Genomic DNA, 12,364 nt, shown 5'->3' with positions numbered 1-12,364 from the left:
CGGTTCAATCCTGCATCTTCGGGTCGAGCCAGTCGCGCACCGCATCGCCGAGAAGGTTCACGCCGAGCAGCGTGATCGAGATGCAAAGGCCGGGCAGAATGATGATGTGCGGCGCCTGGTTGATGTAGGGGCGACCGGTGGAGAGCATGTTGCCCCAGCTCGGCGCCGGCGGCGGTACGCCGAGGCCGAGGAAGGAAAGCGCGCTTTCCGACAGCACGACCCAGCCGAACATCGTCGTCGCCAGCACCATGATCGGCGCCAGACAATTGGGCAGCACATGCCGCAGCATGGTGACGATGCCGCTGTTGCCCATGACCCGCGAGGCCTCGACATATTCCCGCTCGCGGATCGACAGCACCGTGCCACGCACGACACGCACGGCGACCGGCATGTAGGCGATGCCGAGGGCGATGATGATACCGTTGCGGCTGGCGCCGAACACAGCCATGAAGCCGAGCGCCAGCAGAAGGGCGGGAAAGGCAAGCAGCGCATCGTTGATCATCATCAGGATGCGGTCCGTCCAGCCACGCAGGAAGCCGGCGAGGATGCCGACGATCGTGCCGAAGACGATGGCGAAGACGACCGTGGCAAAGGCGATCCAGGCGCTGGTCCGCGCGCCGTACATCAGCCGGCTCAGCATGTCGCGGCCGAACTCGTCGGCGCCGAGCAGGTGCGCCGACGATGGCCCCTGCAATCGGGCAAGTAGATCGAGCTTCAGCGGATCGTAGGGTGCTAGCCAGGGTCCGAAGACCGCGACGAGAACGAGGAGGCCAACGAAAACGATGCCGATCTGGCCGTTGAATCGCATGGCAGGAATGCCGAGCGCCCGCGCAATCATGCCGTCACCCTTGGATCGAGAAGCGGATAGAGGAGATCGACCAGAAGGTTGACCAGCACATAAAGGAAGGCGGTGAACAGCATGCAGCCCTGCACGACGGGATAGTCGCGGGCATAGATGCCATCCACCATCAGACGGCCGATGCCGGGAATGGTGAAAACCATCTCGATGACGGCGATGTTGGCAAGCAGGCTGCCGAGAACGAGGCCGATCAGCGTCATGGTGGGCGCAAAGGCGTTCTTGAAGGCGTGCCGCCACATGACGGTCGCTTCCGACAGGCCCTTGGCCCGCGCATGGGTGATGTATTCCAGCCGCGCCACCTCGATGGTGCTTGCCCGCGCCATGCGGGTGATCGAGCCGGATTCGACCAATACCAGCGTCACGACCGGCAGGATGATGAAGAGCAGCGCGCTACTGAAATCACGGCTGAAGGGCACGTAGCCGACCACGGGCAGCCAGCCGAGTTGCAGACCGAAGATCAGCAGCAGCATCAGCCCGAGCCAGAAGCTGGGGATGGAAAGAAGCAGCGTCGAGGTCGCGATGACCGCGATGTCGCCGGCGCGGTTCTGCCGCCACGCGGCGAACATGCCGGCCGGCACGGCAATCACGGTGGCGAAGAAGACGGCGACGACAACGATGGTCGCCGAAACCGAGAACCGCTCCAGCATCAAAGGCAGGACCGGCTGGCGCGTCGAGATCGACTGGCCGAAATCGCCGCTCAGCACGTTGCCGAGCCAGTAGAAATATTGCAGCACGATCGGCTGGTCGAAGCCCATTTCGCGCCGCAAGGCTTCCAACTGGCCCGGCTGGGCGAGATCGCCCAGCATCAGCGCCGCCGGATCGCCGGGGATCATCCGCATCAGCGCGAAAACGGCGATGGAGACAAGAAACAGCGTCGGGATCGCCGTGGCGATCCGGGTCAGGATGAAGCGGACCATCGTTTCCCTCCCCCAAGTGTTTCACTGGCAGCGCCGGCCGCCCGAACCAAAGCGTCTTCGTCCATCGCCAGTTCGTAACGCGTGAACGTGCGGTTGATCGCCGGCAGCGGCGCGATCTCCATCACACCCTTCGCCGGTTCGCAGACGATCATCGCGACCGTCGCCGACAGGTTGCCGCCGTCCTTGGCAAGCGGCGCGCGGCAGACGCAGAAGGGAGCGCCGAAATCGTCGAAGAAGGCGCGCTTCAGATCATCCGCACCAAGTTTTCCGCCGTTTTCCTGCAAGACCTTCAGCACGCGATGATCGCGGTAGAGGCTGTCGGGCACGTTGGCGAGGCCGGTTTCCTTCAACTTCGAAAGCGCGACAGCGCTCTGCCAATGGTTGGCATGCACGATCATCCCGCCCTGCGGGTGGATCGGGAAGGCTTCGTCGGGCGCGCATTCCAGATCGACCGCGTAGCCTTCCGCGGTGCTCAGCATCATGTTGTTCGAACCGGATTTCGGCGTGATGGCGACGACGCGCAGCGCCATGGCGAAATGCCGTGCCTCCAGCGCCCGGCGGCGGATGAAGGGCAGCGGAATGCCCATTTCCCGATAGTCGCGGTCGCTTTCCAGATAGTTGGCGGTGATGGTGATGCCGGCGGAATTGAAGCCGCTGCGGGCAAGACCGCCGGCCTCCGTAAAGGTGAGGATGTCCGGCCCGTCGTCACGCAGGATGCGCAGCACCACCGAGGTGTCGGCGCACTCCGCACGCCAGTCCCAGTTCTGGCCATGGATGACGGTGCCATCCCGCGTCACCTCCGGCAGAAGCACGGCGCCGGTGCAGCCGTCCGGCTCATCATCGGCAACACCTGCTTCGAGCCTGGCAAGCTGCAGCACCTCGGTGCGCGCATTGACCAGCACGATGGCAGACAGGCCGATACCTGCTCCCTCGGCAATGCCTTCCATTTCCGTCACCAGATCCGGCGCCCAGTCACGGATACGCGGCAGGAAGAGGGTAACGAGCCGCTCGATATTGGCGTCGTCGAAGCCGAGACGGTGGAGCTGCTCGGTATAGAGGCCGGCGGAGAGGCGGATGCGCTCCCGCGCCTTCTCGCCGTACATCCGGCCACGCTCCCGCGGCGCACCACTGATCTCGATAAGGGGAAAGGGGGTGATCTCTGCCATATGCCTGTGCCTTGATGTCCGTCTTTGATTGCAGCGTAATGCATTTTGTCTAAATGAAAAGCACTAATTTTGGGAAATTATGAGATCACGTTGCGTTGTGTTATCGCTATAATGCGAACAGAGATGAGGATGACATGGATTATTCGGACGCCGACCCCTCGGACGGACCCAGCACCTTGCAGCTCGATCTGGCCCGCCGGATCATCGACAGGATCCGTGATGCGGGCTTGAGCGTCGGCACCCGCGTGTCCGCGCCGGAACTCGCGCGGATCTTCGGCGTATCGCGCTCCCCGATAACCGGCGCGCTCGATCTTCTCGTGGAAAAGGGCGTGCTCCAGCCGATGGAAACACGGGGGCTTCGCGTCGCGCGCGACGTCTCGACGCTCAACCTGAGCGAAATCCTGCCGAATTCACCGATCGAGGATCTGTACCGGCAAATGCTGCGCGAGCGGGCGCAGGGCGCGTTGCCGCAGGATGTTTCGGAAGCCGAACTCATGCCGCGCTACGGCGTGTCGCGCGGCATCGTGCGCAAGCTCCTGATGCGCTTTGCCGCCGAAGGCCTGGCGCAACGCCTGCCCGGCCACGGCTGGCGCTTCGTCGACACGCTGGTCGGGGAGGAGGCTTACCGCGAAAGCTACGAATTCCGCGCCATTGTCGAATGTTCGGCGCTGCGCACACCAAATTTCAAGGTTGACAAGGACATAGCCGGGCAGATTCGCCGCGCGCATGAACGCATCCTCAGCGACCCGGCCAGCCGCTCGGGCAGCGACGAATGGTTCCGCGTCAACGCCTTCTTCCATGAAAACCTGACTGGTTTTTCAGGTAACCGCTTCCTGACCGATTCGGTCCGCCACCAGAACAACCTGCGCCGCATGCAGGAATCCGCCGCCTTCTTCGAACTGCCCGCCGAGCGCATAGAGCAGTCCTGTCGCGAGCACCTCGCCATCCTCGACGCGGTGGAAAACGCTGACCTTGATTGGGCCGAAGCCTTGCTGCGCCAGCATCTGAAGCAGGCTCTGGAATATGGGGGCGGGCGTGACGACAACGGCTGACGGTCAGCGCATCTAGAGCGGCGCCTTGTCCTTCCCCTCGCCCGCGAGTGCGAGCATATCGGAAAACAACGCTGCCCACTGCGCCTGCGTCAGGTCGATGAGACCGAAGGCCTTGAGCAGAAAGGCTCCCTCTCCCGCGAGGAACGCAAGCACTGCCTTCCTGTCGGCTTCGTTCTCCATGTCCAGTTCCGCAAGGCGTTGGGTGTACCAGATCCGGGTCGAGGCCACCTGGTCCGGGCTTTGCAGCAGCGCCGTCATCATGGCTGCAGAGCGGGAATGCTCCGCCTCGTCGCTGTCGCGGCTTGCGGCCAGATGCCCGCGGATGATCGCGCGGGGCGACCGGTCGCTGCCCGCATGCGCCGTCACTTCGGCCTCGAAACCGTTACCCCAGCGCTCGATCATCGCCCGGATGAGGTTTTCTTTCGTGCCGAAGCAATATTGCACCCCACCCTTGGTGATGCCGGCCGCGCGCGCCACCGCCTCGAAGGACAGGCCGGCAGCGCCGCTCTCCACCACGATGCTCTCGGCCGCATCCAATACCTTGTCGCGATCTATGCTGCGCGGTCGTCCCGCCATTTTGCCCCTTCCATTTCAATACGATCGTATTTATATAGCTGCCCGAGCGCAGGGCAACCGTAAAAGCCATGCGAAGGCTCAAAACCCAAGGATTACGTCAATGTCTCGCGGTAAACGCTGGCTCGTTCTCGCCGTCGTCTCCAGTGCCCTGTTTCTGATCGTCATCGACATGACGGTGCTATACACGGCGCTGCCCGCCCTGACGCAGGCTCTTTCGGCGAATGCATCCCAAAAGCTCTGGATCGTCAACGCCTATCCCCTGGTCGTGGCCGGTCTTTTGCCGGGGCTCGGCACGCTCGGCGACCGGCTCGGCCACAAGCAGATGTTCATGGCGGGCCTGGTGGTGTTCGGCGCAGCTTCCATCGGCGCCGCCTTTGCGCCGTCGCCCGCGCTGCTGATCGCGGCGCGGGCGACTCTGGCCGTTGGCGCGGCCATGATGATGCCGGCAACGCTGTCGCTTATCCGGCTGACCTTCACCGATGAACGGGAACGCGCGCTTGCGATCGGCATCTGGGCTGCGGTCGCCTCGGGCGGTGCGGCACTCGGCCCTGTCGTCGGCGGGTTGCTCCTCGAATACTTCTGGTGGGGTTCGGTCTTCCTCATCAATGTGCCGGTGGTGCTGATTGCTCTGGCCGCGAGCGGATTTCTGTTAAGCCGGCGCCCCGGCGACAAGAGCCGTCCGTGGGATCTTGTCGGCTCGATCCAGGTGATGATCGGCCTTGTGGGCATTACCTACGCCATAAAGGAAGCCGGCCGGCGTGATCCCTCCTGGGAGATGGCTGGCGTTACTCTTGTCGTCGGCCTTGCCGCCATGGCCCTGTTCATCCGCCGCCAGCGCAGCAGTGCCGCGCCGCTGATCGATTTTTCGCTCTTTGCCAATCCGCGTTTTTCGGCCGGCGTGGTAACGGCGCTTGTCGCCTCGGCAGCGCTGATCGGCGTGGAGCTGGTTTTCAGCCAGCGGCTGCAACTTGTTCTGGGCTATTCCCCGCTCGAGGCAGGCCTTCTCATTCTGCCTATCCCCATCGCGTCCTTCTTCGCCGGACCACTGACCGGCCTAGCGCTGCCCCGTCTCGGTGGCGAACGCGTGCTCTGGGCCTCCCTTCTGCTGACAGGCCTGGCGCTCGCCGTGTTCCTCGCCATCCACAACGGGCCGACAGCATTCTGGCTCGCTGCGCTCGCGGTGATGGGCTTCGGCGTCGGCGCATCCATGACGGCCGCATCCACCGTGATCATGCTCTCCGCCCCCGAGGAACGGGCTGGCATGGCCGCTTCCGTAGAGGAAGTATCCTTCGAACTCGGCGGCGCGCTCGGTATTGCCGTGCTGGGCAGCCTTATGTCCGCCCTGTATTCACGCTCCATGATTCTGCCCGCGGGAACCGAGCACGCCACGAAGGCGCGCGACAGCCTGGACGAGGCCCTGATGCTCGCCGACCGGCTCGACCCCGGACAGGCAGAACGGATCATCACACTCGCCCGCAGTGCATTCGACTCTGCTTTTGTCGGGGTGGTCTTCGCAGCGGCTCTGCTGCTGGTCAGCGTCTCTCTCATCGTCCGCTGGAAGACTTCCGCACGGTAGCGGGCTAGAGAAAAGAAGGATCATGCCGCACCAGGATCGCCGTGCGCCGCAGCGGCCGAGAACCACTCACGCACGCCATGGGGCGATCTCGTCGATCCAGGCGCAAATGGCGTTCACGAGCGACGGGGCGATATAGCGTTCGCCCCGTCGTCGCGGGCACGATGCTACGCCATTGCCCAGAATCGGACCGCGGATAGCGAAGTGGTTCAAGCAGCTGGTGGCCAGAATGACCGCACCGTTGCCCATCGGGTCATTGGTTTGCGTGACCCTCACGTCCTCTTTGAGGAAAACGTTGTCGCCGCTTGACATCATCCGTTTGGCACGCCCGTATCGACGAAAGAAGCCGCGAGAAAAACACTCAATACCATCCATCACTTCCCCGTGCGTAGCTCCCCACAGGGACTGCAATGCACTCCAAGCAAACGGTCAATCCGGACGCCCGGCAACCAACACGACGAAAGTGGTCCCGGCGGCGGTGGACTGGCCAACCGGTAGCGGCTCGCCCGAGGTTTTGACGGGACCAATCCCGCCGCCTTGCCGCCCGCTTCTTTTTCAGCCTATGACCGTCGCCAGCACGCTGACGCAGTCGCCGGATTTCACCAGGCCCGGAAAATGGCGGGCGGTGAGAATGCCGCTCATTTTTGCCTTCACCTCCAGCGGTTGGGCACCGGTGCGGCCGACGGGATAGATGCGGGCAACGATGTCGCCGCTCTTCACGTCGTCGCCGAGATCGAAGAAGAATTCGATAAGTCCGCCGTCCTCGGCGAAGGAGAAGCAATTGCCGTCGGGCATGTCGAGCCAGGTGGTTTGTGCCGCCGCGGCCGTGCCCTTGAGGAGGCCGGCTGCCTTCAGCACATTGGCAACGCCCGTCTTGGCGATGGCGGCGCTTTTAGCGGTGGCCGTGCCGCCGCCACCGAGTTCGGTGGTGATGAAGATCTTGCCCATGTCCTCGGCCGCCGTGTCGTACATGCCGACGGCGTCGATCTCCAGCATCTTCATCGACCAGGGCGCACCGAAGGCGCGGACGAGGTCGAAGGCCTTTGCCTCCTGCACCTTGTCGGGTAGAATATGGGCCGCGCAGAATGGCAGGAAATCGAGTGTCTTGCCGCCTGAATGGAAGTCGAGCACGATATCAGCAAGCGGCAGCAGCGTGCGCTGGAAGTAGTCGGCGATCTTCTGGGTGACGGTTCCGTCCGGTGCACCCGGAAAGCTGCGATTCATGTTGCCCTTGTCGATCGGCGAGGTGCGCGTGCCCGAGAGAAATGCCGAGTAGTTCATCGCCGGCACGATGATCACGCGGCCCGTTACATTCTCTGCCTTCAGCGTGCGGGCGAGATCGAAGAGCGCGATCGGCCCCTCGTACTCGTCGCCGTGGTTGCCGCCGGTGAGAAGGGCCGTCGGCCCCTCCCCGTTTTTCACCACGGTCACTGGGATCATCACCGAGCCCCAGGCGGAATCGTCACGACTGTAGGGCAGGCGCAGAAAGCCGTGCTGCACGCCGTCGGCCGAAAAATCGACCGTCGGGCTGATTGGTGATGGGCGGAGCGTGCATTCCGGCATGGCTCAGTCCTTCACGAGAAGCTTGCGCGGCACGTTGGCCAGGCATTCGACCCCGGTTTCGGTGATCAGGATGCTTTCCGTCGTCTCGAAACCCATGTCTTCGAGCCAGAGGCCTGTCATGAAGTGGAAGGTCATGCCGGGCTTCAATTCACTCCTGTCACCGGGGCGCAGGCTCATCGTACGCTCGCCCCAGTCCGGCGGATAGGAGACGCCGATGCCGTAACCCGTACGGTTGTCCTTCACGATGCCGTACTTCTTGAGCACGGCGAAGAAGGCATTGGCGATGTCCTCACAGGTGTTGCCGGGCCGCGCCTTTTCCAGCCCCGCTTCCATGCCTTCGAGCGTCGCCTTTTCCGCATCGAGAAACGCCTGCGTCGGCTTGCCGAGGAAGACCGTGCGCGAAAGCGGCACGTGGTACCGGTTGTAGCAACCGGCGATCTCGAAGAAGGTGCCTTCGCCGGATTTCATCGGCCGGTCATCCCAGGTGAGATGCGGCGCGGACGCCTCCACACCCGAGGGAAGCAGCGGCACGATCGCCGGGTAATCGCCACCGATGCCATCCACGCCGCGCGTGCCGGCGTCATAGATTTCCGCGACGAGATCGCACTTGCGCATGCCGACTTCGATCGTGTCGAAGATGCGCTGGTGCATCTTTTCGACGATGCGCGCGGCATTGCGCATGTATTTGATTTCCGTCTCGCTCTTGACCGCACGCTGCCAGTTGACGAGGGCCGTGGCGTCGACGAAGCGGGCGTTCGGCAGGTGTTTCTGCAAGGAGGCGAAGGCGGCGGCGGAAAACCAGTAATTGTCCATCTCGACGCCGATCGTCAGCCTGTCGAGGCCGCGTTCGGCAAGTTTGGCCGAGAGATAATCCATCGGGTGCCGCTCTGTGGACTGCACATAGTGATCCGGATAGCCGATGATGTTTTCGTGTTTCAGATAGGCGGTGAATTTCGCGCCACTGGCATCCTGCCCGCGGCCGTACCAGATCGGCTCACCCGTCGGCGGCACAACGACACATTGGTGCACATAGAAGGACCAGCCGTCATAACCGGTCAGCCAGTTCATGTTCGACGGGTCGCTTGCGATCAGCACGTCGATGCCCTTGGCTTCCATGGCCTTTCGCGTCTTTTCAAGACGCGCTTGATACTCCGGAAGTGAGAACTTCAGGTTCGCTTGTTTCATCGGTGTTTCCTCTGTATCCGGCGAAAAGCCGGTCTCAACTCTCGAAGGTCGTGCCGGCATCCGTTGCGGCGGCGCGAGCGGCAGCAAGGGTTGCGATGGCCGTGTCCTGAATGCCCGTGCCGGTGAGATCCGCCACGGTGATCTGCTCGGGGCCGGTGCGGCCCGGTTTACGCCCGGCGATGATCTCGCCGAGTTCGGGGAAAAGGGTGCCCTCCGTCACCAGGCCAGCCTCGATGGCGTGGTGCAGCTCACCGAGCCGACGCGTCTGTCTGAGACTGTCGGCGACGTAGAGGCCGGCGCCGGTGATGATGGCCGGCGCGATCTCGTTCTTGTGTTCGGCATCCGAGCCCATCGCTGTGACGTGCTGGCCGGGTTGCAGCCATTCGGCCTGGAGGATCGGCGTTTCGGAGGGCGTGGTTGTAACAACGATGTCGGCGCCATCGACAGCCGCCCGGCCATCGGTTTCCGCTTGCACAGGGAAGCCAAGTTTCAGCGTCAGGTCCGCCGCAGCCGCCTCTGCTTTTGCCCCATCCCGCGCCCAGATGCGCGCCTCTCGGATCGGCCGCACAAGGCTCAGGGCTTCGAGTTGCAGCTTCGCCTGCATGCCGGCGCCGAAAATGGCGGCGACCCCAGCATCCGGGCGCGAAAGGTATCGGGCGGCGACAGCGCCGGCGGCGGCGGTGCGCACATCGGTCAGATACCCGTTGTCGAGCAGCACAGCCTGTACGAGGCCGGTCCTGGTGGAGAACAGCACCATCAGTCCGTTGGTGCTTGGCAGGCCGATCTTCGGATTGTCGAAGAAGCCGGGGCTGATCTTGATGGCAAACCCGTCGAGACCCGGCACATAGGCCGTCTTCACGTCCACCTCGGCGCGCTGCTCGGGCATGTCGAGCCGCAGGATCGGCGGCATGACGACGGCTTTGGTGGCGAGTGCGTGGAAGGCGTCTTCCACGCAGGCAATCGCCTCGATGTCGAGTGAAACGATGCGGCGCAATTCCGCTTCGGTGAGTATCTTCATCTTCGTCACGCCGCGTCCTCCGCAAACGGATCGGCCTTGCCATTGATGACCCGCTGGTGCAGGCCCATGTCCACATTGCGGCCTGACAGGATGACGGCCACCGGGCCGTCCAGCCTGCCGAGCCGCCCGGAGAGCAGCGCCGCAATCCCGACCGCCCCTGCTCCTTCAACGACCTCGCGCTCTTCGGCATAGGCATGCCGCATGCCCGCGGCGATCTCAGCTTCGGAGAGCAGGATCACGTCATCGAGCAGCGCGCGGCACATCCCGAAGGTCACGGCATTGTCGAGGCCGATGCCGCCGCCAAGCGAATCCGCAAGGCTCATCACCTCTTCGACCTGCACCGGCCGCCCCGCATCGAGGCTCGCCTTCATCGCCGCGCCGCGTTCCATGGTAAGGCCGATCACGCGCGTTTTCGCCGACCGGCCCTTCACCGCCGTGGCGACACCCGCAGCCAGCCCGCCGCCGGACAGCGGCACGAGTACGACTGCCGCGTCAGGCATCGCCTCGATGATCTCCAGCCCCAATGTACCCTGCCCCGCCACAACAGCTGGGTTGTCGAACGGCGGCACCATCACAAGACCATCTTCAGCAACCAGACGTTCCACCTCGACCTGCGCTTCGTCCTGCGATCTGCCGATGATGCGCACCGTCGCGCCGAGCCTGCGGATTTCCGCCACCTTGTTCTCCGGCACGAGCCGGGACATGCAGATCGTCGCGCTCGAACCTTCCGCCTTGGCCGCATGGGAAAGTGCACGACCATGATTGCCCGTCGAGGCGGCGACGACACCTCTCGCCCGCGCTTCCGGCGAACGCGAAAGCACGGCGTTCGTTGCGCCGCGCAGTTTGAAGCTGCCGGTCGTCTGATGATGTTCGAGCTTTAGGCCAATCGGCACACCGCAGCGCTCGGTGAGCGAAGCCGACAGGACGAAAGGCGTGCGCAGGATGCGACCCTCGATACGCCAGTAAGCCTGCTCGATATCCGTCAATGTCAGGGGATGGTTTTCCTGTGCCATGACTTACCGGCCCGAATAGGAGAGTGTCATGAGCCGGCCAAGCTCCGGCCTTGCGGCTTCATCACCACAAAGGCGCAGGCAAGCCCAGGCCGTGGCCAGGTTGCTGGTGACGACCGGCTTGCCGATAGCAGCCTCGATCTCGGCCGCGACGCCGGCCGCACGCACGGCCGTGCACGAAATGAAGAGCGCGTCGCTATCGGGTGCCGTTGCCTCCTTTGCAAAGGCGACAATCTCAGCGGGGGAAACACGGGCCATCTCGCGGTCATCGGTAAGGCCAAGGCAGGTGAAGCGGGCAATGTCGAAGCCGAGCGCCAGGAAATAGTCGGCCATCGGCCGGCTGGTTTCGAGCGTATAGGGCGTGAGCACGGAAATACGCCTGGCGCTGAACGCCTTCAGGCCGGAAGCAGCGGCCGCGGTGGGCGTGACGACGGTGGCCGTCGGCTTGGCAGCCCTCACCGCTGCCTTCACCTGCGCATCGCCGATGACGACCGAGGCAGAGGTGCAGGAATACATCACCACGTCGAGCGGTTCATCCGGCAGGATGAGGGCCGCACCCGCCGTCAGCGACGGCTGCATGGCGCGCAGGTTCTCCGGCGTCACCGGATTGGCATAGGGGATGCGGGTCGAATAGACGCCGATGCGGTCGCTTCCGACCATGCGCTGGAAATCCACTTCCGTCGTGTGATCGGTCGCAAGGATGATCAGGCCGACGCGTTTGGCCAGCGGGCGATCGTCGAGTTTTGGCGCTCGAGAGGCGAGCGCGAGGTCAATTGTGTGCATCAGCGTTCCTCCACCCGGGCGTAGCGCTCTTCCAGCCAGCGCAGGAAAACAACGGAGATCAGGCTCATGATCAGGAAGAAGACACCCACCATCGTCATCGGCTCGATATAGCGGTAGCTGCTGTTGGCGACGCTTTTCGCCTGGTTCATCAGTTCGAGTACTGTGATAGCGGAGAGCAGCGGCGTTTCCTTGAACATGGCGATCAGATAGTTGGCGAGCGCCGGGCTCATCGGCGGGATCGCCTGTGGCAGGATGACGTGGATCCAGGTCTGTCGGCTGGAGAGGTTCGTCGCCTTCGCCGCCTCCCACTGGCCGCGCGGCACGTTCTCGATTCCGGCGCGGTAGACTTCCGCCGCATAGGTACCGTAGTGCAGGCCAAGGCCGATGACACCCGCCAGCAGCGCCGGCAGGCGAATGCCGACATCCGGCAGAACGAAGAAGATGAAATAGAGCTGCACGAGCAGCGGCGTGCCGCGGATGAACTCGACGATGAAGCCGGTGACCTTGGCGATCGGCTTCGGCGCGGTCATGCGGAGGATCGCGAAGACAAGGCCAATGACTGCGGCGACCGTCGCGCCAAGCACGGTCGCGAGAATGGTGATCTTCAACCCTTCGAGGAGGGTCGGCATGATTTCCCAGACGAATTTCCAGTCCCATTCCAT

13 protein-coding genes are annotated in these 12,364 nt (G+C 63.6%); 2 read left to right on the top strand and 11 right to left on the bottom strand.

What is annotated here, in order from left to right:
- Positions 1-4: 4 nt before the first annotated feature.
- From ACT6VE_RS08285 to ACT6VE_RS08275, 3 genes are read right to left on the bottom strand one after another with little or no spacing between them, the layout of a single operon-like run.
- The gene (locus ACT6VE_RS08285) at positions 5-838 is read right to left on the bottom strand and encodes an ABC transporter permease (RefSeq protein ID WP_444798132.1); all 834 of its coding nucleotides are present in this window, start codon (positions 836-838) and stop codon (positions 5-7) included.
- Positions 835-1,776 carry an ABC transporter permease gene (locus tag ACT6VE_RS08280; RefSeq protein WP_444798131.1) on the bottom strand — a complete coding sequence of 314 codons (942 nt, stop codon included), beginning with the start codon at positions 1,774-1,776 and terminating at the stop codon, positions 835-837. The genes ACT6VE_RS08285 and ACT6VE_RS08280 overlap by 4 nt, the downstream gene beginning before the upstream one ends.
- Positions 1,758-2,942, bottom strand: coding sequence for a C45 family autoproteolytic acyltransferase/hydolase (locus tag ACT6VE_RS08275; protein ID WP_444798130.1), 1,185 nt, complete (start codon positions 2,940-2,942; stop codon positions 1,758-1,760). Before ACT6VE_RS08275 ends, ACT6VE_RS08280 begins: the two co-directional genes overlap by 19 nt.
- A 134-nt stretch (positions 2,943-3,076) precedes the next feature.
- Here ACT6VE_RS08275 and ACT6VE_RS08270 point away from each other — a divergent pair, with 134 nt between their 5' ends.
- Complete coding sequence (locus ACT6VE_RS08270) at positions 3,077-3,994, top strand: GntR family transcriptional regulator (RefSeq protein ID WP_444798129.1); 918 nt, start codon at positions 3,077-3,079, stop codon at positions 3,992-3,994.
- Between the two features lie 12 nt (positions 3,995-4,006).
- Here ACT6VE_RS08270 and ACT6VE_RS08265 read toward each other — a convergent pair whose 3' ends face one another.
- Complete coding sequence (locus tag ACT6VE_RS08265; protein ID WP_444798128.1) at positions 4,007-4,570, bottom strand: TetR family transcriptional regulator; 564 nt, start codon at positions 4,568-4,570, stop codon at positions 4,007-4,009.
- Positions 4,571-4,670: 100 nt separating this feature from the next.
- On the opposite strand from ACT6VE_RS08265, the gene ACT6VE_RS08260 reads away from it, so the two are divergent.
- Complete coding sequence (locus tag ACT6VE_RS08260) at positions 4,671-6,146, top strand: MFS transporter (RefSeq protein WP_444798127.1); 1,476 nt, start codon at positions 4,671-4,673, stop codon at positions 6,144-6,146.
- Positions 6,147-6,212: 66 nt separating this feature from the next.
- Here the strand turns inward: ACT6VE_RS08260 and ACT6VE_RS08255 are convergent, their stop codons facing one another.
- From ACT6VE_RS08255 to ehuD, 7 genes are all read right to left on the bottom strand, one after another.
- Complete coding sequence (locus tag ACT6VE_RS08255) at positions 6,213-6,518, bottom strand: hypothetical protein (protein WP_444798126.1); 306 nt, start codon at positions 6,516-6,518, stop codon at positions 6,213-6,215.
- Positions 6,519-6,698: 180 nt separating this feature from the next.
- The gene (doeB, locus tag ACT6VE_RS08250; protein WP_444798125.1) at positions 6,699-7,706 is read right to left on the bottom strand and encodes a N(2)-acetyl-L-2,4-diaminobutanoate deacetylase DoeB; all 1,008 of its coding nucleotides are present in this window, start codon (positions 7,704-7,706) and stop codon (positions 6,699-6,701) included.
- Between the two features lie 3 nt (positions 7,707-7,709).
- Entirely contained in the window at positions 7,710-8,891 is a 1,182-nt protein-coding gene (gene doeA, locus ACT6VE_RS08245; protein WP_444798124.1) for an ectoine hydrolase DoeA, read from the bottom strand.
- 34 nt (positions 8,892-8,925) lie between these two features.
- Positions 8,926-9,918, bottom strand: coding sequence for an ectoine utilization protein EutC (gene eutC, locus ACT6VE_RS08240; protein WP_444798123.1), 993 nt, complete (start codon positions 9,916-9,918; stop codon positions 8,926-8,928).
- Positions 9,915-10,922, bottom strand: coding sequence for a hydroxyectoine utilization dehydratase EutB (gene eutB, locus ACT6VE_RS08235; RefSeq protein WP_444798122.1), 1,008 nt, complete (start codon positions 10,920-10,922; stop codon positions 9,915-9,917). Before eutB ends, eutC begins: the two co-directional genes overlap by 4 nt.
- A gap of 3 nt (positions 10,923-10,925) precedes the next feature.
- A complete protein-coding gene (gene eutA / locus ACT6VE_RS08230; protein ID WP_444798121.1) occupies positions 10,926-11,702 on the bottom strand; it encodes an ectoine utilization protein EutA in 777 nt (258 codons plus the stop codon).
- Entirely contained in the window at positions 11,702-12,364 is a 663-nt protein-coding gene (gene ehuD, locus ACT6VE_RS08225) for an ectoine/hydroxyectoine ABC transporter permease subunit EhuD (RefSeq protein ID WP_444798120.1), read from the bottom strand. Before ehuD ends, eutA begins: the two co-directional genes overlap by 1 nt.

Origin of the sequence: Shinella sp. (genome assembly GCF_052438155.1) — a bacterium.
Classification (GTDB): domain Bacteria; phylum Pseudomonadota; class Alphaproteobacteria; order Rhizobiales; family Rhizobiaceae; genus Shinella.
This window is presented reverse-complemented; position numbering and strand designations above follow the sequence as displayed.

Bases quoted from the DNA above. Each gene is read 5' to 3' on its own strand.
- eutA (WP_444798121.1), bottom strand. From the start codon at position 11,702: ATGCACACAATTGACCTCGCGCTCGCCTCTCGAGCGCCAAAACTCGAC.
- eutB (WP_444798122.1), bottom strand. From the start codon at position 10,922: ATGGCACAGGAAAACCATCCCCTGACATTGACGGATATCGAGCAGGCT.
- ACT6VE_RS08285 (WP_444798132.1), bottom strand. From the start codon at position 838: ATGATTGCGCGGGCGCTCGGCATTCCTGCCATGCGATTCAACGGCCAG.
- ACT6VE_RS08255 (WP_444798126.1), bottom strand. From the start codon at position 6,518: ATGGATGGTATTGAGTGTTTTTCTCGCGGCTTCTTTCGTCGATACGGG.
- ACT6VE_RS08270 (WP_444798129.1), top strand. From the start codon at position 3,077: ATGGATTATTCGGACGCCGACCCCTCGGACGGACCCAGCACCTTGCAG.
- ACT6VE_RS08265 (WP_444798128.1), bottom strand. From the start codon at position 4,570: ATGGCGGGACGACCGCGCAGCATAGATCGCGACAAGGTATTGGATGCG.
- doeA (WP_444798124.1), bottom strand. From the start codon at position 8,891: ATGAAACAAGCGAACCTGAAGTTCTCACTTCCGGAGTATCAAGCGCGT.
- ehuD (WP_444798120.1), bottom strand. From the start codon at position 12,364: ATGGAATGGGACTGGAAATTCGTCTGGGAAATCATGCCGACCCTCCTC.
- ACT6VE_RS08260 (WP_444798127.1), top strand. From the start codon at position 4,671: ATGTCTCGCGGTAAACGCTGGCTCGTTCTCGCCGTCGTCTCCAGTGCC.
- doeB (WP_444798125.1), bottom strand. From the start codon at position 7,706: ATGCCGGAATGCACGCTCCGCCCATCACCAATCAGCCCGACGGTCGAT.
- ACT6VE_RS08275 (WP_444798130.1), bottom strand. From the start codon at position 2,942: ATGGCAGAGATCACCCCCTTTCCCCTTATCGAGATCAGTGGTGCGCCG.
- ACT6VE_RS08280 (WP_444798131.1), bottom strand. From the start codon at position 1,776: ATGGTCCGCTTCATCCTGACCCGGATCGCCACGGCGATCCCGACGCTG.